This window comes from Salinimicrobium marinum, from assembly GCF_014651535.1.
GTDB classification, from domain to species: Bacteria; Bacteroidota; Bacteroidia; order Flavobacteriales; family Flavobacteriaceae; genus Salinimicrobium; species Salinimicrobium marinum.
In genome coordinates, this window is the sequence record NZ_BMXB01000005.1 from 69,551 (window position 1) to 90,795 (window position 21,245).

At 40.0% G+C, this 21,245-nt stretch carries 21 protein-coding genes; 12 read left to right on the forward strand and 9 right to left on the reverse strand.

What is annotated here, in order from left to right; genetic code table 11:
• Positions 1–2 precede the first annotated feature (2 nt).
• Genes IE056_RS08640 through IE056_RS08655 form a run of 4 tightly spaced genes read left to right on the forward strand, consistent with a single transcriptional unit; the run spans position 3 to position 3,465 of the window.
• The gene (locus IE056_RS08640) at positions 3–992 is read left to right on the forward strand and encodes a succinylglutamate desuccinylase/aspartoacylase family protein (RefSeq protein WP_189604310.1); all 990 of its coding nucleotides are present in this window, start codon (positions 3–5) and stop codon (positions 990–992) included.
• Entirely contained in the window at positions 979–1,551 is a 573-nt protein-coding gene (locus IE056_RS08645; protein WP_189604311.1) for a 5-formyltetrahydrofolate cyclo-ligase, read from the forward strand. Before IE056_RS08640 ends, IE056_RS08645 begins: the two co-directional genes overlap by 14 nt.
• Before the next feature lie 44 nt (positions 1,552–1,595).
• The gene (locus IE056_RS08650; protein WP_189604312.1) at positions 1,596–3,050 is read left to right on the forward strand and encodes a PAS domain-containing sensor histidine kinase; all 1,455 of its coding nucleotides are present in this window, start codon (positions 1,596–1,598) and stop codon (positions 3,048–3,050) included.
• 1 nt (position 3,051) lies between these two features.
• Positions 3,052–3,465 carry a response regulator gene (locus IE056_RS08655; RefSeq protein ID WP_189604313.1) on the forward strand — a complete coding sequence of 138 codons (414 nt, stop codon included), beginning with the start codon at positions 3,052–3,054 and terminating at the stop codon, positions 3,463–3,465.
• Here the strand turns inward: IE056_RS08655 and IE056_RS08660 are convergent.
• The 5 genes from IE056_RS08660 to IE056_RS08680 all read right to left on the reverse strand — a co-directional run bounded on the left by IE056_RS08660 (position 3,450) and on the right by IE056_RS08680 (position 9,098).
• Positions 3,450–4,094 carry a lipoprotein signal peptidase gene (locus tag IE056_RS08660; RefSeq protein WP_189604314.1) on the reverse strand — a complete coding sequence of 215 codons (645 nt, stop codon included), beginning with the start codon at positions 4,092–4,094 and terminating at the stop codon, positions 3,450–3,452. The two genes, IE056_RS08655 and IE056_RS08660, sit on opposite strands and share 16 nt — an antisense overlap.
• A gap of 37 nt (positions 4,095–4,131) precedes the next feature.
• Entirely contained in the window at positions 4,132–4,752 is a 621-nt protein-coding gene (locus IE056_RS08665) for a DUF4097 family beta strand repeat-containing protein (RefSeq protein WP_189604315.1), read from the reverse strand.
• 75 nt (positions 4,753–4,827) lie between these two features.
• Positions 4,828–5,211, reverse strand: coding sequence for a TraR/DksA family transcriptional regulator (locus tag IE056_RS08670; protein ID WP_189604316.1), 384 nt, complete (start codon positions 5,209–5,211; stop codon positions 4,828–4,830).
• 5 nt (positions 5,212–5,216) lie between these two features.
• Positions 5,217–8,618, reverse strand: a complete 3,402-nt coding sequence (ileS, locus tag IE056_RS08675; protein ID WP_189604317.1) for an isoleucine--tRNA ligase — start codon at positions 8,616–8,618, stop codon at positions 5,217–5,219.
• Between the two features lie 207 nt (positions 8,619–8,825).
• Positions 8,826–9,098: a hypothetical protein gene (locus IE056_RS08680; RefSeq protein ID WP_189604318.1), complete on the reverse strand. Its 273-nt coding sequence runs from the start codon at positions 9,096–9,098 to the stop codon at positions 8,826–8,828.
• Between the two features lie 195 nt (positions 9,099–9,293).
• On the opposite strand from IE056_RS08680, the gene IE056_RS08685 reads away from it, so the two are divergent.
• From IE056_RS08685 to IE056_RS08705, 5 genes are all read left to right on the forward strand, one after another.
• Entirely contained in the window at positions 9,294–9,872 is a 579-nt protein-coding gene (locus IE056_RS08685) for a porin family protein (protein ID WP_189604319.1), read from the forward strand.
• Positions 9,873–9,975: 103 nt separating this feature from the next.
• Positions 9,976–10,887 (forward strand): hypothetical protein, encoded by a 912-nt coding sequence (locus IE056_RS08690; protein ID WP_189604320.1) that lies wholly within the window; start codon positions 9,976–9,978, stop codon positions 10,885–10,887.
• A 50-nt stretch (positions 10,888–10,937) separates the two neighbouring features.
• Entirely contained in the window at positions 10,938–11,357 is a 420-nt protein-coding gene (locus IE056_RS08695; protein ID WP_189604321.1) for a DUF1801 domain-containing protein, read from the forward strand.
• A gap of 237 nt (positions 11,358–11,594) precedes the next feature.
• Positions 11,595–11,840 carry a hypothetical protein gene (locus IE056_RS08700; protein WP_189604322.1) on the forward strand — a complete coding sequence of 82 codons (246 nt, stop codon included), beginning with the start codon at positions 11,595–11,597 and terminating at the stop codon, positions 11,838–11,840.
• 161 nt (positions 11,841–12,001) lie between these two features.
• Positions 12,002–12,844 carry a hypothetical protein gene (locus IE056_RS08705; RefSeq protein ID WP_189604323.1) on the forward strand — a complete coding sequence of 281 codons (843 nt, stop codon included), beginning with the start codon at positions 12,002–12,004 and terminating at the stop codon, positions 12,842–12,844.
• A 47-nt stretch (positions 12,845–12,891) separates the two neighbouring features.
• On the opposite strand, the gene IE056_RS08710 is transcribed toward IE056_RS08705, so the two are convergent.
• From IE056_RS08710 to gdhA, 3 genes are all read right to left on the reverse strand, one after another.
• Positions 12,892–15,294, reverse strand: a complete 2,403-nt coding sequence (locus IE056_RS08710) for a TonB-dependent receptor (protein ID WP_189604324.1) — start codon at positions 15,292–15,294, stop codon at positions 12,892–12,894.
• Positions 15,294–16,013, reverse strand: coding sequence for a DNA repair protein RecO (recO, locus tag IE056_RS08715; RefSeq protein WP_189604325.1), 720 nt, complete (start codon positions 16,011–16,013; stop codon positions 15,294–15,296). Before recO ends, IE056_RS08710 begins: the two co-directional genes overlap by 1 nt.
• Before the next feature lie 254 nt (positions 16,014–16,267).
• Entirely contained in the window at positions 16,268–17,611 is a 1,344-nt protein-coding gene (gdhA, locus tag IE056_RS08720; RefSeq protein WP_189604326.1) for an NADP-specific glutamate dehydrogenase, read from the reverse strand.
• 181 nt (positions 17,612–17,792) lie between these two features.
• On the opposite strand from gdhA, the gene IE056_RS08725 reads away from it, so the two are divergent.
• Positions 17,793–18,566, forward strand: a complete 774-nt coding sequence (locus tag IE056_RS08725) for a THC0290_0291 family protein (RefSeq protein WP_189604327.1) — start codon at positions 17,793–17,795, stop codon at positions 18,564–18,566.
• 180 nt (positions 18,567–18,746) lie between these two features.
• A complete protein-coding gene (locus IE056_RS08730; protein ID WP_189604328.1) occupies positions 18,747–18,887 on the forward strand; it encodes a hypothetical protein in 141 nt (46 codons plus the stop codon).
• A gap of 342 nt (positions 18,888–19,229) precedes the next feature.
• Here IE056_RS08730 and IE056_RS08735 read toward each other — a convergent pair whose 3' ends face one another.
• Complete coding sequence (locus tag IE056_RS08735) at positions 19,230–20,372, reverse strand: cystathionine gamma-synthase (protein WP_189604329.1); 1,143 nt, start codon at positions 20,370–20,372, stop codon at positions 19,230–19,232.
• A gap of 90 nt (positions 20,373–20,462) precedes the next feature.
• Between IE056_RS08735 and IE056_RS08740 the strand changes: the two genes are divergently transcribed.
• Positions 20,463–21,227, forward strand: a complete 765-nt coding sequence (locus IE056_RS08740; RefSeq protein WP_189604330.1) for a DUF3298 and DUF4163 domain-containing protein — start codon at positions 20,463–20,465, stop codon at positions 21,225–21,227.
• Positions 21,228–21,245: the final 18 nt, after the last annotated feature.

Genomic DNA, 21,245 nt, shown 5'->3' on the forward strand with positions numbered 1-21,245 from the left:
GCATGGCTTCTATAGACGAAAACAACGTACTTGAACTTTTAGGGAAAAGAATTTCGCCCGGCAAAGGCGCCACCATCAACTTCAATATGGCGAAGCTTTACACCGCCACATCGGTTGAAGTACCTATAATCATTGAACGGGCAAAAAAACCGGGACCGGTGGTGTTGATCACCGCAGGAATCCATGGCGATGAGATTAATGGTGTGGAAGTAGTACGCCAGCTCATTGTAAGGGAAATTAACAAACCGGCTATTGGAACTGTAATTTGTATCCCTATCATCAATGTCTTCGGATTTCTAAATATGACCAGGGAATTTCCTGATGGCAGAGACCTTAACCGGGTGTTTCCCGGTTCCAAAAATGGCTCCCTTGCCAGCAGGTTTGCCTACCAGTTTGTTCAGAAGATATTACCGGTCGCCGATTTCTGCATGGATTTTCACACAGGAGGCGCCAGCAGGTTCAATGCCCCACAGATTAGGATTGTAAAAGGAGATCAGGAGGCGTTAAAATATGCCCGAATATTCAATGCTCCATTTACCATCCTCTCAAAAACCATTACAAAATCCTACAGGGAAACCTGCTCCAAACATGGAAAATCGGTGTTGTTGTTTGAAGGCGGAAAATCCAACAACAGTAATAAAGATATAGCCAGAAGTGGTGTGGAAGGAGCAATGAGAATCCTTCATCACCTGGATATGCTAAAGCAGAAATTTGAAGTACCCGATCCAAAAGGGGAAACCGTAGTTATTGAAAACAGCTCCTGGATGCGCGCCAAATACAGCGGACTGCTACATGTAAAAATTCCCTGCGGAAAGCATGTTGAAAAAGGTGAGTATATTGCCATTATAACAGATCCATACGGGAAACTGCGTCATAAAGTTAAGGCACCAAATGAAGGATATATTATCAATGTGAATGAATCGCCAATAGTTTACCAGGGAGATGCTATTTTCCATCTTTCCGCTTCAAACAAGAGTCATGAAGAAGAATGAGTTGCGCCTAAGATACAAGAAGCTGCGGGAAGATTTTTCTTCGGAAGAAATCGAAGACAAAAGCCTAGAGATCGCCAATAACCTCCTGAAAATACCCATCTGGGAATATACATATTATCACCTTTTCCTGAGCATTGCCAATAAGAGAGAGGTGAATACCGAAACTATCCTGCACATCCTGCAGGGAAAGGATAAGAATGTAGTGGTATCAAAATCTGATTTTGAAAATTTCCGAATGGTAAATTATCTATTGACAGATTCCACTGTCCTAAAGCAAAACGAGTACGGAATTCCGGAACCGGTGGACGGAATTGAAATTCCACCGCAAAATATCGAGGTGGTTTTCATTCCCCTTCTGGCTTTTGACGAAAAAGGCAACAGGATTGGCTACGGAAAAGGTTTTTACGATAGATTCTTAGACAGTTGCACAGGAGAAACCGTAAAGGTTGGACTTTCATTCTTTGAAGCAGAGCCCATTATTTCAGAAGTTTCAGAAAATGATATTCCACTCGATTACTGCGTCACTCCTGGAAAAATTTATAGCTTCAAAAATTTGTAAAAGTCGTTTTTTGAGGTACATTTAATGAACCAATCATTTTATTGATGCTCAACGACCTCCAGTTAAACAATATTTTAAAAGATTTTGATATTGCCTACTGGAAGATCAATCTTCTTACAAAAGAAATCACCTGGTCCGATCATTTTCTTGTCTTAGTGCGAAAGCAGGATACAAAAACAGCATCTTTAGAATACTTCCTCGATGAAATCCTACACAAGGACTACCGTTATGACTTCCGGGAGCATTTTGGGCAGCTAATTTCCGAATTTAAACCCTTTAACCTTGAGGTAAGGCTAAAACTCGAAAACGGGAAATTCCGCTGGTTTGAGTGCCGTACCCTAAAAAAGAAGGAAAACAGTCTGGAGGATTCTGTAGTACTGTTATTCGTGAACATTCACCAGGCAAAGCGGGACCAGTATACCATAGAAGAAAACTTTTTTTACTATCGGGAAACCGCCGAAATGACTTCCACGGGAGGCTGGTATGTTGATTCGGCTTCGGGTGCGGTATACTGGGACGAGGTCACTAAAAAGATATTTAACTGTCCTTACGATTATGAGCCGCGGCCCGAAGACAAAATGAAGTTCTATGCGCAGGAGCACCGGAAAAAAGCGCAGGAGATGTTTAAAAAGTGTGCAGAATATGGCATACCTTTTAAGGTAGAGATCAAGATGCTCACCTTCCACAACAGTGAATTCTGGATACGGGCAACAGGAAAACCGGTTTATGATAAGGAACAGGAGATTATTGGAATAAGAGGAGTTTTTCAGGATATTGACCTCAACAAAACCAATGAAATCAATCTGCAGAACTCCCTGGATATTATTGCAGCACAAAATTCAAGGCTCTTTAATTTTGCTCATATTGTCTCCCATAATCTGCGGTCACACAGCAGCAACCTCAGCCTCATTTCGCAGCTGCTTACAGAGTCTAAAAAAGATCGCGACAAGCTGGATCTCTTGATGAACGTCAATGATATTGCAACAAATCTTGACGAGGCCATAAGGCACCTTAATGAGGTTGTCACGAAACAAAGCATTCTCACCAAAGAGAAAAAAACCGTTAAATTCGAAGATGCACTTCAGGTAGTAATCACCTCAACTTCATCTTTGATAAAGCGGGAAAACGCGCAGATAATCGCTGATTTTGATAAGTTGAACGAAATAACTTACATTTCTGAATATCTGGAGAGTATTTTACTAAATTTGATCACAAATGCCATTAGGTACAGGCAAAAAGGACGGAAACCGGTCATCTTCATTCAGACGTATCAGGAGAATGGAAGTAATTTTTTAGAAGTAAGTGACAACGGAATGGGGATTGATCTGGACCAGTATGGAGACAAGATGTTTGGCATGTACAAAACTTTTCATCGCCATCCCGAAGCAAAGGGAATTGGGTTATTCATAACGAAAAATCAGGTGGAAGCAATGGGTGGAAACATTTCTGTGACCAGTACCGTAAATATAGGTACTACCTTTAAAATCAAATTCCGGTAATATGGAGCAGCCCATTGAATTGGCGTGTATCATTGATGATGATAGCATCTACGTCAACCTCGTCAAAAAGATCATCGAGATCAAAAAATTATCCCGGAATCTCATCATTTTCAAAAACGGAAAAGAAGCGCTTGACTATTTCAGGCCTATCCTGGAAAATATGAACCAGGACAAGCTTCCCGACATCATTTTTCTTGATCTCAATATGCCTGTAATGGACGGCTGGGAATTCCTTGGAGAGTTTTTCAAGATCAAGAACAGCTTCAATAAAAAGATCACCTTATACGTGGTGAGTTCCTCTATAGATCCCCGCGATTTGGAACGCGCCAAATCCTTCAATATGGTAACAGATTATTTGATCAAGCCTATCGAGCTCAAAAAATTTGAAAAGATCTTCGATCAGGAAGTAGCCTGAACCTTCTTGTTTCTCTCTTCTCCCTGCTCATCTTCCGCAGGAAATGCCCTTTTATTAAACAGAATCAAAAGAAATACTCCCACTGTAATAGCTGAATCGGCTATGTTGAAAACAGGTTCAAAAAAGGTAAAGTAATTTCCACCCCAGAAAGGAATCCATTCCGGAAGGTATCCAGACCATAATGGAAAATACAGCATATCCACCACTTTTCCATGCATTAAAGTGCCATAGCCCTCGGCTGCAGGAACCAACTCCGCCACCTGTCCGTAACTGTGTTCAAATATTACTCCGTAGAAAACAGAATCAATTATATTTCCGAAAGCACCTGCAAAAATAAGGGCAATAGCTGTTATTAAGATTTTCGATCCATTCTTCCTCACCGAATCCCACAGCCAGTATCCTATCCCCACGATCGCCACCAGCCTGAAACTGGTAAGGATCAATTTGCCATATTCCCCGGGAATCCTCGCTCCCCAGGCCATCCCTTCATTTTCCACAAAAAGAATACTAAACCACTCGAAGACCTTTATTTCTTCCCCAAGTGCAAAATTGGTTTTAATATAAAATTTTGTGATCTGATCTATTAGTAACACCAGAATTATAATGAGAGAAGCTTTTTTTAAAGACATTGAAAATTTAAATTAAAAACGTTCAAAAATACTAATATTATTTAGTTTTTGTGACGCTTATGTTGCCATTGATTGAAGTAATTTGAATTGTATGCTGTCCGCCTGCATTGATATCAGTATTTACTGTACCATGTCTGGAAGATGCTTTTACTAGGGCATTTGATGTTTCCACTTCCACATTACCGTCAAAGGTATTTACTACGGCGTCACCATTGAACTCCTGAAGGTTGCAATAACCTGATTTCAGCTGAACAAAAAGCCTTTCATATACGCCTTTTGCAAGTACCGAAGCAAGGTTGGATATTATTTCAACCGAGAGACCTTCGGGCACTTCAAGTTCCACTTCCATGGCGAAAACTTTGTGGGCACTCAGCTTATCAAATCCGCTTTGTAATATCTCCCTGAAGCGGGAAGTAAGCAGGAGAGTTTCACCGCTTACTTCAGCATCCAGACTAATGTTATTGAAGTATTCCCCATCTGCCCTTGTTTTTATTATAATAGTTTCTACCGGAGCTGTGGAGATCCTTATCTTAAATACCTCATCGCTCCTTATGATGATCCCTGTAATCTCTTTTGCATCCATAAAACTCAAAGTCTTCTTTTGTGCAAAAGCAGAAAACCCGAAGAAAATAACAGCAATAACCAAAATTGATCTCATAGGGCGGAATAAACAAAAAGCGCTCCACACCATAAAACGGCAGGGAGCGCTTTTAAATATAATTCAATACCGGTCTTAACGCTGTAAATTTTTAGCTTCAATGCTCAAAGTAGCGTGAGGTACCAGTTTTAATCTTTCTTTAGCAATCAATTTTCCGGTAACGCGACAAATTCCATAAGTTTTGCCTTCAATTCGCACCAAAGCATTTTTAAGGTCACGAATAAACTTCTCCTGGCGAATTGCAAGCTGGGAGTTCGCTTCTTTGCTCATGGTTTCACTTCCTTCTTCAAAAGCCTTGAACGTTGGTGAGGTATCGTCTGTACCATTGTTACCATCATTCATGTAAGCACTTTTGTACAAATCAAGCTGCTCTTTAGCCTTTTCAATTTTTGCAAGAATAAGCGCTTTAAATTCAGCCAAATCTGCATCGCTGTAACGTTCTTTTACTTCTACTGACATAGTTATTAGTTTTTTTGAATAAACAATCTCGTCGCTACCTCATCAAAGGTGATTTCAGTGCCATTGTTTACCGTTTCTGCTAGGTCGAGATTTGCAGTAAGCGTTTCGTTTTTTATATAATCTATATTGTTTTGAACGGCGCCCTCGACAATACCGTCCTTCTGTAGGGTCACATTTATTTTATCGGTCACTTCAAATCCCGATTCTTTCCGAACATTCTGGATTCGGTTTACCAGCTCCCTGGCAATTCCCTCCTGCTTAAGCTCATCGGAGATCGTAATGTCCAAAGCCACTGTAATATTACCGGAATTAGCTACCAGCCACCCCTCAATATCCTGAGAAGTAATCTCAACATCTTCAGCGCCTAAAGTAATCATTTTTCCGTTAATTCCTACATCAATTTTCCCCTCACGTTCGATGGTACTTATTTCTTCGGAAGTAAAGTTATTGATCTCATTTGCAATTAATTTCATGTCTTTCCCGAAGCGCGGGCCCAGCACTTTAAAGTTGGGTTTTACCTGCTTTACAAGTATGCCCGAAGCATCATCAATTAACTGCAATTCCTTAACGTTAACTTCAGATTTTATTAATTCGGCAACTGCCAGAATCTCCTGTTTTTGCTGCTCATCCAGTACAGGAATCATCACCCTTTGTAATGGCTGGCGCACTTTTATCATCTCTTTCTTCCGTAGTGAAAGAACCAGGGAAGAAATTGTCTGTGCCTTCTGCATTTGTCTTTCCAGCGACTCATCCACATAAGACTTGTCGGCTACCGGAAATTCAGCAATATGAACCGATTCAAATTCTTCCTTTTGTGTAGCGGAATTTAGATCCTGGTACAACCTGTCCATAAAGAAAGGTGCTACCGGCGCACCAAGCTTCGCGACTGTTTCAAGGCAGGTATAAAGAGTTTGATATGCAGAAATTTTATCCTGCCCGTAATCACCTTTCCAGAACCTTCTACGGCATAAACGCACGTACCAGTTGCTCAGGTTTTCCTGAACAAATTCAGATATTGCACGGGTCGCTTTGGTAGGCTCATAATCGGCATAGAATTTATCTACCTGCTCAATGAGCGTGTGGAGTTCAGAAAGGATCCAACGGTCAATTTCAGGACGTTCTTCTAAAGGTACATCGGCTTCAGAATAGGTGAAATTGTCAATGTTCGCATATAAAGTGAAGAAGGAATACGTGTTGTAAAGTGTTCCGAAGAATTTACGACGCACTTCAGAAATTCCTTCAATATCAAATTTTAAGTTATCCCATGGATTTGCGTTGGAGATCATGTACCAACGGGTAGCATCGGGACCAAAAGCTGCAAGCGTTTCGAATGGATCTACCGCATTTCCAAGGCGTTTGGACATTTTTTGTCCGTTCTTATCAAGCACAAGTCCGTTGGAAACCACGTTTTTGTAGGCCATATCGTCGAACACCATGGTAGCAATGGCGTGAAGCGTATAAAACCATCCTCTCGTCTGGTCAACGCCCTCGGCTATGAAATCGGCTTTTCTTAGTCCGCCTTCCACTTTTTCCTTGTTCTCGAATGGATAATGCCATTGCGCATACGGCATGGAACCAGAATCAAACCACACATCGATCAAATCGCTTTCGCGCTTCATTGGTTTGCCTGATTCTGAAACAAGAATGATCTCATCCACCACATTTTTATGCAGGTCTACCTGATCATAATTTTCTTCGGAAAGATCATCCACTTTAAAATCAGGGAAAGGATCATTTTTCATCACTCCTGCCTCAACGGCTTTGGTGATTTCAGCCTTCAACTCTTTAACCGAACCAATAATGATCTCTTCCCTGCCATTTTCTGTCCTCCAGATTGGCAACGGAATTCCCCAGAAACGGCTACGGGAAAGGTTCCAGTCATTGGCATTTGCCAGCCAGTTCCCAAAACGACCTTCACCTGTGGATTTAGGTTTCCAGTTAATTTGCTGGTTCAATTCAAACATCCTGTCTTTTACCTCGGTTACTTTAATGAACCAGGAATCAAGCGGATAATATAAGATCGGGCGATCTGTTCTCCAGCAGTTTGGATAACTGTGAACATATTTTTCAACTTTAAAAGCCCTGTTTTCTTCTTTTAATTTGATGGCAATCTCCACATCTACAGATTTCTCGGGAGCTTCACCATCATCGTAATATTCATTTTTCACATACTTACCACCAAGTTCCCCAAGTTCAGGACGAAATTTCCCCTGAAGGTCCACCAACGGCACAAGTTTGTCATTTTCATCTTTTACCAGCAGCGCAGGAACTTCCGGCTCTGCCTGTTTTGCCACCATGGCATCATCTGCCCCAAAAGTCGGAGAGGTATGCACGATACCTGTACCATCTTCGGTAGTTACGAAATCCCCGGCAATGATCCGGAATGCATTTTCTGGATTATGGTATGGCAGCACGTATGGCATCAACTGTTCATACTTGATTCCTACCAGGTCTTTCCCTGTAAAACGTCCTCCAACAAAATATGGGATTTTGTCGCCCTGTTTAAAGGGTTTTAAAGCTTCTTCATTTTCCACCTTTTTGAACTTCTTATCAAATTGTTTCTCCACCAGGTTACTGGCAACAATGATATTGATAGGCTGAAAAGTATATTGATTATAGGTTTTTACAAGCGTATATTCAATTTTAGGTCCTACGGTCAAAGCAGTGTTTGAAGGCAGGGTCCATGGAGTAGTCGTCCAGGCGATAAAGAAAAGTTCCCCTTCTGTTTCTGAAAGAAAATCGGGCAGGGTTTCTTTTCGGGCTTTAAACATTGCAGTTACCGTGGTATCTGTCACGTCCTGATAGGTCCCGGGCTGATTTAGCTCATGGGAACTTAAACCCGTACCGGCTTTTGGTGAATACGGCTGAATGGTGTATCCCTTATAGATAAGCCCTTTTTTGTAGATCTGGGAAAGCAGCCACCACACCGTTTCCATGTATTTTGATTTGTAGGTGATATATGGGTCATCCATATCCACCCAGTATCCCATTTTTTCGGTAAGGTTGTTCCACACATCGGTATAACGCATTACCGCGTTCTTACAGGCTTCATTATATTCCTCCACCGTAATTTTTGTACCAATATCTTCTTTGGTGATCCCCAGTTCTTTTTCAACCCCAAGCTCAACTGGCAGTCCGTGTGTATCCCAACCTGCTTTTCGGTTTACCTGAAACCCTTTTTGAGTTTTATAACGGCAAAAAATATCTTTAATCGCGCGCGCCATCACGTGGTGAATACCCGGCAAACCATTTGCTGAAGGCGGACCTTCAAAAAATACAAAAGGTTCATTGCCTTCACGACTGCTTACACTTTTTTCAAAAACTTTCTTTTCCTCCCAAAAATTCAGAATTTCTTCTGCTATTTTCGGCAAGTCAAGTCCTTTATATTCAGGGAATTTTGTGTTCATTTACTCCTTCTTTCAAATAGGTTTGCAAAATTAATCAATTTTAGCAAATAGAAGGATTTTATACAGGAAAACCTATACTGGAAACATTTTCTTAATACTCTTCTTCAGAATTGGAATTTCAGCAGAAAAAAGGTGCAGCAGCTAATCGTATAAAAGCACCCGAAATTAACAGGAATAGTACCGGCATTCAATTTCATAATCCACCTGTTATACTTTTCGCAAATTGCTGCGCTTATCGAAATACAACTCCTGAAAATATTTGAACCGCTGACCCGGAATCAACATTCTCCAGATCTCAGATTCAGGGATCAGGTTTTTATCTGCAAGTCTTTTTCCGTCTATATAGGTCCTGTAGACCAGGAAATAAGAACTTAGCAAAACCAGAAGTTCAAAAGAAGTAATAAGCGCCATTTGTTTTGCTGAAAAGATCACAAAAAGTGGCACTATCATAAATAAATAGTAGAGCTTAGAATTTTCCATAACTCAAAAATTTTCTTCTATAAATATATTAAATTTTTCTTAAAAAAAATCTTAAAATGAAATACAAAAACACTTCTTCAGAAAAAAGTAAAACCTGAAAGTTCAGAAAATCAGGCTCCTGAATTAAATAATTATTCTATTTTTAGTTGTTCGTAAGGAACAATTCTTCATTAATCAATCATAATCAACAACTACATGAAAAATTTAATTTTAATCTTTGGGCTTATCATTTTTAACGGAACAATAGGTATGGCCCAGGAGTCTGTTCTTTTTGGCGCTAAGGCTGGTGTTAATTTTACCAGTATGAATTCCGACAGTTTTTCTGAAAACAATACTATGACAGGATTGCATTTGGGCCTACTGGCAGAAATTCCAATAACAACTAAGTTTTCCATACAACCAGAAGTTTTTTATACCACACAAGGCACAGAGGCCGAAGTTATTATGTTGGGAGGTAGCCCCAGAACAACCGAATACAAACTAGATTATATTCAGGTTCCCGTGTTGGCCAAATTTTATCTTACCGAATCTTTAGCCATAGCAGCAGGGCCATCATTTAATTTTTTGGTAAATGAAGAAGTAGACGGAGAAGAAACCGATTTCGGAAACAGTTTTGAATTTGGTGGAGCAGTAGGGGTTTCCTATAACTTTACAGGAGGCTTTTTCGCAGATGCAAGATATTTCCATGGTTTTACTGATGCTTTTGATAGCGAAAATTACATAGATTCCAGTAAGAATTATGGCTTCCAGGTAGGAATTGGTTTCATGTTTTAGGCAAATTCTAAATTCAGAAAGTGTGGGATTCTTCATTTCTCCCGATTATTTACATAATATTATTAACCACCAGTTTCTAAAAGAAGCGTTATAACATCAATAAATGAAAAATCTTCTAAGAAATTTTATCATCGTAAACATCCTCTTTTTTACAACCTGCATTTTTGCCCAGCAAGATGAAATGCAGGAAAGACCTGTTGAAACCGAGTTTTCCAGGCTCTATAAACCCGAAAATCCTGAAGCAGTACTGATCCTTTTCGGAGGATTTCCGGAAACTGCTGAAAACATTGAAAACGGGTTTCCTATCACAGAATCGGCGCTCGAAAACAATGTTGCAGTATCATATTTGAATTATAACCGGAAATTATGGCTGGAGGAATCTGATAAATCACAGCTGGCCAATAATATTAAGGAAATGATCAACACCAACGATTTACCTTCTGATAAAATTTACTTTGGCGGGATGTCTAGCGGAGGAAATATTGCATTACTAATAGGGAATTACCTTTCCCAAAATGCGGAATACGATCTGAGTCCTTCCGGAGTCTTTGTTATAGATTCCCCGGTAGATATCGCCGCATTATATCGTATTGCAGAACAAAACATTGAAAGAAACTTTTCCCAGGCATCGGTAGGGGAAAGCTCTTTTATGCTGAATTACTTTAAACCTCAACTGGGAAATCCCGATGAGGAAATTGAGCCTTATGAAAAACGTGCTCCCTTCACCTTTGAAACGAAAAACGCTCAGAACTTAGAGAATCTAAAGAACACCAAACTTCGTTTTTACACAGAACCTGATAAAACCTGGTGGAAAGAAAATATGGGCATTGATTATGAGCAAATGAATGCTTTTCATCTGAAAAGATTATCAAACTATTTAACTTCCCAAGATTTTAAAAAAATAGAATATATTACCACTGAAGATAAAGGTTACAGAGCAAATGGCGAACGTAATCCTCACAGTTGGTCTATCGTTGACAAAGAAGATTTACTACAGTGGATGTTGGAAGAATAACATGGGAACTGTTCAAGAGATAACTGTCTGTAAACCGGATTAATGGCGAAATGACTTTAAAAACCAACCCGGAAGTGGAAAGAATTTTCACCAATTATCCTGAATTCGTTCGGGATAAGATGGATCAATTGCGGACACTGGTAATAGAAACAGCGGAACAAACCGAAGGAGTGACCGATTTGGAAGAAACCCTGAGATGGGGAGAACCGAGTTTTGTTACTAAAAACGGGAGTACCCTCCGTATGGATTGGAAGGAAAAAACACCCGATCAATACGCCATGTATTTTCAATGCTCCAGCAGGCTGGTAGATACTTTCCAACTGGTTTTTGGCAACAAATTTCAGTTTGAAGGGAAACGTGCGATCATTTTTGATATAAATCAGGAACTTCCCGAAAAAGAGCTAAAAAAATGTATTAAAGCAACTTTGACGTACCACCAGGTAAAACACCTCATAACTTTAGGAATATAAAATGAAGATTGAAGTCATTATCATCTCACTTACGCTAAGCTTCCTTTTCTTCAACGGGATTTACGCACAGGAGCAAAACCTGCAAAACATTCTATACACCGTTATAGCAGAAGGAACTGACTCCTCAATCCCTAATTTACGAAAAGTATGTTTTAATAAATATTTCAATAAAGATTACCTGCCATCTGACTTCCAAAAAAATACAACTTAGACGCAAAAGGGCTTTATAAAAAGAAAATGCTAATTCAAATTTTCCATTCAGATGCGAATCAACAAGGCCTTGACAAGATTGACCTCATCGGAATTAAAGAAGATGATGAAAATCTTATTGTACGCTATGATCTGGTAAATTCCGATCCTGATAATGATGAAGAGAAATTAGCACCTTTTTTAATCGTTCAGGTACCAAAATCTAAAAAAAATATAATGTTTATTGCTAACGGTACAGCATCAGGAAAAAGAATAGATTTTTACGTGGATTAGAGACAAAAAATAATCCTAATTCTTAACTATGTGATTATACATTTTTTTATTAAAGTTTGCTAAAAACAGTCATTTCGTAAGGCAATCAATGAACTGGATAACGAGATATAAGTAGCATACTCCCAACTATTTATCAATTACAAATGATCGAAATAAAAATCATGGGAAAATATACCCTGTTATTAATTTTAATTTTCTTGCTTTTCGGCAAATCTTATTCCCAAGAACAGTTTCTGGATTATATAGTCAAACAAAATAGTGATACCATTTATGGAACTTTTCGGAATTACACCAAAAATAAACTTTACTTCTATGAGAAAATTCAGAATCCAAAAAGTAGTTGGATAAAGTTTCGAAAACATAATTTAAAGAAGGTAACATCTTTTAAATTAAATGATAAGATTTATACCTATAAAGAACCTAAACATACAGATGGAATTTATGCCACCTCTGAGAAAGATACCAATACGGACCAATGGCTTAAAAGTAGCATCGGGAATTTCATCCATAAGGAAGAAAAACTATCTGATTATGTTGTTACGATTCAAAAGGATACTATTTATGGAGAGATCCACAACCCTCTTTTGGGAAAATTATATTTGTCAGGGAAAAATGATCGAATAGTTAAAATAAATAATGATAGCATTCAGGCATATCGTATGAATAATGAGATATTTTATTATAAGGAAAAAGAGAGAGTCAATTTATTTGACAACAAAGGAGATTATCTCAAATTACTTGTAGATGACCGAATTCAGTTGTTTGAATATGAGAAAAAAAATAACCATCATAATAATCCGGCAGGGGCAAATATAAGGACGAAAAAAATCTATTATTTTATACAGACGGATGAAGAATTAGTTTTAATTGATAACTTCCTCTACAAAAAAAGCTTAAGAAGATTATTTAGTGAAAATAGTGAATTGATCTCTAAAATCGAAGAAGACGAATATACCTTGGATAACATATACTTTATAATTAAATATTATAACGAACATCTTTAATTGTAAGGAAATCAAGATATTGATGGTAATAATTATCCCTGGTATCTTTAAAAACTATACCTGAACGCCAAAATCAAATTTCTTCCTGCAGCTGCCATCCCGGAAGAATAGGTGCGGTAACGCTGATCTGTGATGTTTTCTAAAGAGGCTGTTGCAAGCCAGTTTTCAGATACCCGGTATTGGGTGGTGAAATTGATCGTGTACCATTCCGGGGAATAAGGATTTCCGTTGGCATCTGTAGCATATAAATACGGCTTATCGCGTTCAGTGGGAGCCAGTTCATCATAGTTGAATTCTCCATTATATTCACCATAAAGATCAAATTTCAGGTTTTCTTTCTGCCAAACCAGGTGGGCATTTCCAAAAAGAGGCGCTGCATGCCTTAAAGGAGCTTCAGATCCGTCTGCCTGCTCTTCTTTTCCTTCTGTAAGGTTTATCTGGGTCACCAGGTGAAGATCACCATTGAAAATTAGTTTTGCTCCGGCTTCAAAGCCATAGACATACGCCCGGGCGGCATTTTGTATGGCCTGCACCCTGCTGGGCTCGCCCTGGTAATCGATCATGGTTTCCCCATCCAGGTCGAAATCCCGGCGCACCATAGCATTATCCAGATAGGTGTAATAGCCGGAAACATCCAGCACAAGAACATTTTCCAAATTCAGCTGAAAACCAAGTTCCGCATTATAGGCTGTTTCAGGTTCAAGACCGGGATTGGGCACCACCACGAGTCCGGGAGCGGAATCAAAGATCTTCCCTGCATCGTCAATATTTGGCGCTCTGAAAGCCGTGGAGAAATTCAGTTTCCAGTTTAGCACAGCACTTTGCTGCCAGCTTAATCCGGCACTTCCGGTGAGGGCTCCGGTATTTATATTTGCTTCTTCAAAAGGAAAATCATAGAAGGTATCATCGAATTCGGCATCCAGTAAAATATAGTTATACCTCGCACCTGTTTGCAGAACCAAATCCTCTTTTAGCTTCCACTGAAAGCTGGTATAGACCGCCATTGACTGCCATGTGGAACCATCAGGATAACGGGAAGGACCGGCAACAGTTTCTTTGTTCAGGATATTGGTTTCCCTTCCGTGGGAACCCACTTCATTCAGAAGATATTCGATTCCGTAGAAAAGTTTATTTTCAGAAAACTCCTTTTCAAAATCCAGATTAAAGGAATAGGCATCCACATGCTCTTCGGTTTGATACAGTGTCTCTCCCCCTAAATCCCGATCGTTCCTGCTCTCCTCGAAAAACTGATACGCTGCTGTTAATCGCGCCTCATCATAATAATTTCCGTTGCCTTTCTTTCCGATCTGAAAATTGGTCTGCATCCACCGCTGCGGACCATAATACCATTCGGCTGCACGCAGTTCCCCATTGCGTTTCCTATACAACCGGTCGTAGCGTGGATAATCTGATGTGGTAGAATAAAGCACCCCCAGGCTATAATCCCACTCGTAATTTGGCCTGAACCTGATCTTCTGCAAGAGGTTTAACTGATTGTATCCCGTAGGAACCTGAACTTTCGGATGCTCATTTGGAACTGTCACATCCTCCCCATCCCTTCGCAGCACGTATTCATGCCGCAGATATTCTTCGGGGCCGTGGCTTCCCATTCTAAGATCCTCAAAATCTGAATAACTGGCACTGGTCAAAAATGCCCATTTTTCGGTTCCTACAGAAAAATCAAAATGACCTGTTTTCTCCTCATTGGCCGTAGCATACCTTGTGTAGGCATTTCCCGAAACTACCTTTTCTTTTTTATGGGAAAATCCGGGTTTAAGGGTATAAAAGTTCATTACTCCACCAATGGCATCGCTCCCATAGATCACAGATCCCGGACCTAAAATCACTTCTGTCCTCCTCACCGATAATGGATCTATGGAGATCACATTTTGTACATTTCCTCCTCTAAAAATCGCCGTATTCATCCTCACCCCGTCTACCGTGATCAACAACCTATTCGTCGCAAAGCCACGAATCATGGGGCTCCCTCCGCCCAACTGACTCTTTTGAACATACACCTGGCCGCTGCTTTCCAAAAGATCTGCCGAGGTTTGCGGGTTGGAGAAAACAATTTCTTCCCTGCCCATGCTTACTACCTTCTGCGGAATATCCCTTGTGCTCTGCTCAAACCCGGAAACTGAAAGCACCACCTCACTAAGGGCATTTTCGTCAGGTTTCATTAAAAGCACATTCTTGTTCCGAAGAAGTTGTTTTTTGGTGGCATGCGTTTCGGTGTGGGAAACATGCCTGAAGAAGATAATTTCATTTGTGGAAAATTCCGAAAGATCGGCATTTCCGTCAAAATTGGTAAGGGTGCTTTTAGATTTATCCTGATTAAATACTGCGACGTTGAAGATGGGTTGTTTAGTGGCTTCATCGATTACTGTAATGTCTTGCGCGTAGGAAGAAAATACAGCAAACAAAGATGCCAGTAGAAGAAGAATCCGCATTAATTAAAGATTTCGTTTAGGACTGCAAGTGATTTTGGTTTTTTAAACCCCTGGAGGTGCAGTTCATAGTATTCAAGCAGCATCATCAAAAACTTAGCACGACCCGACTGATTCAGTTTTACTGTAAAAAGGTCATCAAAGGTTATGCCCAAAAGCTGCTTTAAAAGCACCAGATTCTCATTGCTCACGCAGTAGTTATTCGTTTCTATAACCTGAAATGTACCGTCCAGTAAATTGAAATATTCCATTTCCTCATCTACCGTATCGGGATAAAATCCGAGGTGGCGGGTGAGCTTCAGCAAAAACAGCAAATGAAAATTGGCAATGCTTTCGTGGGCGTCAAACCAGTTAAAAGTGGCTTCAAGATAGTTAAATAACGGCTCATTGGCCTCCTCTTCCTTTACTGCATTTCGAAGCACTTCTGAAAGAAAAAGAACCACCGAAGACTTCAGGATGTTGGTATGTAGGGTTTGGTAGGTATGGAGCACCTTAGCTTCCCTCATACTTTCAAGGGTGCCTTTGTCTTTGTGATTAGCCACGATCTCCAGCTGCGTCAACGGCTGAAAAAGTGAAGCTTTTAATTTACCCTTTTTTGATTTTAACACTCCCCGAAGTAGATAAGTTTTTAATCCGCTCTTCTCGGTGAAGCACTTCACGATCAAATCGGCTTCTCCATATCGAAGGGCACTAAAGACAATAGCCCTGGTAGTTATAAGCATTACCCGAGGAAGTTTTCGTTTTTGTACAATTCTCAAAAGTACAATTATTTGGGAGAGAAAAATAACTTCCTAAATACCGATGATGTAAACTATTGGGCATAAAAAAAGCTGTTTAAAAAGCAATAAAACGTCATTCTGAATTTTATTTCAGAATCCTATTCATCTGAAATTCAGATTCAATAGAACCTGAAACAAGTTTCAGGTTGACGTAAAATAAGCTTTTTAGACAACTTTTGAAATATCTAAAAAGTAGATTATACTACTCCCTGAGCCAGCATAGCATCTGCAACTTTAACGAATCCGGCGATGTTAGCACCTTTTACGTAATCCACATAACCATCCTCTTCGGAACCGTATTTTACACATTGCTCATGAATGTCATTCATGATCTGTTTTAGTTTTGCATCAACCTCATCTGAAGTCCAGTTGAATCTCAAAGAGTTCTGAGACATTTCCAGACCTGAAGTTGCTACTCCACCTGCATTTGAAGCTTTTCCCGGAGAGAAAAGAATTCTGCTTTCCTGGAATACAGCAATCGCTTCTGGAGTACAAGGCATGTTAGCGCCTTCTCCTACAAGTTTACAGCCATTTGAAACAAGTGCCCTTGCATCTTCCTCGTGAAGTTCATTTTGGGTGGCACAAGGCAATGCAACATCACATTTTACATTCCAAGGAGTTTCTCCTTCAAAGTATTGAGCATCGGGATATTTATCTACATACTCTTTGATCCTTCCTCTTTTCTCGTTTTTAAGCTCCATGACGAAGGCAAGTTTTTCAGCATAAATTCCGTCTTCATCATAAATATATCCCGAAGAATCTGAAAGGGTTACTACCTTCCCACCTAGCTGGGTAACTTTTTCTGCAGCAAACTGCGCCACGTTCCCCGATCCTGAAATAACCACGGTTTTACCTTTGATGGTATCTCCTTTTTTCTTCAGCATATTTTCAGCAAAGTACACGTTTCCGTAACCTGTTGCTTCGGGACGTATCAAAGAACCACCGTACGAAAGACCTTTTCCGGTTAATACTCCGGTAAATTCATTTCGAAGTCTCTTATATTGACCGTATAAAAATCCTATTTCACGGCCACCTACTCCAATATCTCCTGCAGGAACATCAGTATTCGCGCCAATACTTCTTTGCAGTTCGGTCATAAAACTCTGGCAGAATTTCATCACTTCATTATCAGATTTTCCTTTAGGATCAAAGTCCGATCCACCTTTTCCACCACCCATTGGCAATGTGGTAAGGCTGTTCTTGAAAACCTGCTCAAAGGCTAAAAACTTAAGAATGCTTAAGTTTACGGATGGGTGAAAACGCAAACCACCTTTATAAGGCCCGATCGCAGAATTCATCTGAATCCGGAATCCTCTGTTCACCTGGGTATTCCCGTTATCATCAAGCCATGGCACTCTAAACATGATCACACGCTCAGGTTCCACCATTCGCTCAAGAAGCATTTTATTTTGATATTTTTTATTCTTTTCAATAAATGGAATGACTGTTTCTGCCACCTCATGAACCGCCTGTAAAAATTCGGGTTCATTAGTATTTCGTTTAGAAACAGTATCTAAAAATTCCTGTACATTTTTTTCCATAGGATACTACGTATTTAGTTTTAAATAAGCCCTTTCGGGCTCTGTACAAATATACAGTTTCTGCAAAATTTAGCCGCTTAAATTTTCATATTGATATAAATTTAACTTCTGCCTGTAAAAGAGATAAGTAGCACATTCTTAAGGTAGTTTTTATATATTTGTCCCGCCCCATTTTATATTTATGACCCGGATTTCCACAAATCTTCTTTTGATATTTTTCGGTATTTTCTTCGGAAAGGGAACGGCTCATGCACAATTCGGAATTGGACAGGAATTGGGAGCTATTGCAGGACCTGTTGCTTTTTTATCAGATTACGGAGAACGATGGAGCCTTGAGACCAATGCCAGTAATATAGGTGCCGGAGTGGGAATCGTTCATTACATGAACTTTGCCTATAGCGCCGATTGTAATTGCTATACGACAGATTCTTATTTTAATGATCATTTTAAAATAAGAAGCGAGATAGATTTTCATAAAACCGAACTGCGGCACAGGGGGCACGTGGCGGGTAAAAACAATGAAAATGGGGAGAGGTTACGCGGGATGATAGGCTCTACACAGGTTTTTGAAATAGGGGCACACCTGGAATGGTATCCGTTAAGCATCAGGGACTATACGGCATTTGTCTATCCCTTTTCACCTTTCGCCAGCCTGGGGGCCAGTTTTGTGTCCTATAAACCAGACGCCTATTCAACGCTGGGTCCTCTTGAAGAAAACCTCTTCCCTACTTTTCAAGACGGACTTGATTTTGAAAGAGGAAGCACCTGGTCTGTAGCAATGGGACTGGGCACTAGATACAAGATTGGGCGTTTTAGTGATCTAGTTTTCATAGGTCAATGGCGCTATTATTTAAATGATTGGGTGGATGGATTAAATCACAATCAGCCTCAAAACAAGGCAAATGACGTAATTTTCTGGGGAGCTGTGGGATATATTTACTACCTCAATTTCTAACCTTTTCTCTGAATATAACCCAATTCCTTCTCAAGGTTTTATGAAAAGTCACATCTATTCTAACCTTTCTTAATTTCCCTTAATAATTCTTCAGATTGCACAAAGATTGGTTAAAAAAATTCAGTTGTTTGACTCATAGCTACTTATCAATTAAATTGGATGGAATTAAAAAACAGCATCATGACAAAAGATAAAATGAAAAAGAACGATCCCGCCCCACAGAATAAAGTGACGAATCAGCATAACATGCAAGAGGAACTAAAAAAGAAAAGTGGCGATAAAGGGAAAGATGCCGCACCCGATCCTATAGGTCGCAGTTAAGAAATCAATCCTTCAGTCATATTCCACCTATTCATTTTCTTTGTTAAATCGGCCGCTTATTTGAGAGGCAACAAAGAACAGGATAGTATAATCTGGTCTGCCAGAAGAAACAGAAGCCAAACGTCCTGGAAATTTATTTCTGGAGCTTTCATTTGAATTCTTTCCAAACAGATGAATGCTATGTGAAAATGTCAGAATCCTACACCAAAGAATGGAAATAAAAAAACGGCTAAAATAGAGACCTGAAATAGTAAATCTGCTTCGCTGAGTGTTGAGGGATTTAGTACATCCTGTAGGATACAGGAAGTTTTACTTGAAGCATTATTACTTCACTTATCACCTTCAACCCAATGCCTGCTTAAGGTCATTAACCAAATCTTCTTCATCCTCAATCCCCACACTCAATCTTATCATGGAATCCAGGATTCCGGTTTTTGCTCTTTCAGATTTTGGAATAGATGCATGTGTCATACTCGCCGGATGTCCTGCCAGGGATTCAACACCGCCTAAAGATTCTGCCAGGGTAAAGACCTTCAGGTTTTCCACGATTTTCACGGCACTTTCCAGGGTATCTTCAGCAGTCGTAAAAGAGATCATTCCTCCAAAACCTTTCATCTGCTTTTTGGCAATGTGATGGTTTGGATGATCTTCAAATCCCGGCCAATACACATTTTTTACTTTAGGATGTCCTTTCAGAAATCTTGCAACAGCTTCGCCGTTTTCACAATGCCGCTGCATTCTGAGGTGCAGGGTTTTGATTCCGCGGAGAACCAAAAAACTATCCTGCGGACCTGTTACCCCGCCACTGGCATTCTGAATAAAATATAGTTTTTCGGCCAAAGCTTTTTCTTTCACCACCAGACTCCCCATAACCACATCACTGTGTCCCCCAAGGTATTTTGTAGCACTGTGCATCACGATATCGGCACCCATCTCCAATGGCTGCTGAAGGTATGACGTAGCAAACGTATTATCTACCGCCAGTAAGATTTCATGTTTTTTGGTGATTCTGGAAACAGCTTCAATATCAATGATATTCATCATAGGATTGGTAGGAGTTTCCACCCAGATCATCCTGGTATTTTCATTTACATAATCTTCAATTTTCGCCGCGTCGTTCATTCCTACAAAATGGAATTTGATCCCGAACTTTTCATAGATCCCGGTAAACAACCGGTAAGAACCTCCGTAAAGATCATTGGTAGAAATGATCTCATCTCCGGGTTTGAAAAGCTTGAGAACGGCATCAATGGCCGCCAGTCCAGATGCAAAAGCCAATCCGAATTTCCCGTTTTCGATACTTGCAAGAGCACGTTCAAGGGCTGCGCGGGTAGGATTTCCGCTTCGCGAGTACTCAAAACCTTTATGACCACCTGGAGTGGTTTGACTGAATGTAGTGGTCTGGTATATGGGCGGCATTACAGAACCATAAGCAGGGTCTACATTTTCCTGTCCCCCATGAATTGCTTTGGTATTGAACTTCATATCTTAAAATTTACTTACAAATGTAGCATTCGTATTGGGCTTTCCCAAAATACCCCTTATCTTTCAATATTCTTTAACCCTGAAAAAAAAATGACCTCAAAATATTTTTATTTTGCCCTCCTTCTTGTTTTTGTTACCGCCTGCAAATCTGACAAGAAAGAGCCTGAAAATATCCTCTTCTTCGAAAATGAATCCCTGACAAAATCTGAAGGGGAAGCCTGTGAAAAACCCGAAAATCAATGCACCGTCATCTCCCTGGATTTTCCGGTTGCGACAGGTCCGGACGAGGTTTCTGGCAGGATAAATAAAACACTTGAAAATTACATTATTGAGATAGTTTCATCTGTAGAGGATACTACCACTACTTCCCTTGAAGAACTTGCAGATGATTTTATAGCCGATTATCTAAGTACCACCAGTGATTTTCCCGAGGAACCCACCTGGGAAGCCTATGTTACCGGAAAAGTATTTTACACCTCAGCAAATCTCATTTCCATCGGGATCAATTCTGAAATTTTTCGGGGCGGAGCTCACGGCTATAGGGCTCTATCATTTCTGAATTTTAATCCGGAAAACGGAGCGCAGTATTTTCAAGAAGACCTGTTCACTCCTGAATTTAAAGATTATGCAGAAATGGTTTTCCGCGAGGATCAAGATTTACCTGAAGAAGATAACATCAACAGCACCGGATTCTGGTTTGAGGAAGATACCTATCAGTTACCGGTAAACATTGGTTTTGATGAAGATAACGTGATCCTCATCTACAACGCCTATGAGGTTGCTCCCTATTCTGCAGGAAACATTCATATTGAAATTCCGAAGGAAGAGGTGGAATCCTATCTTAAAGTTGAATAAATTTTCTGAAATTTGCAG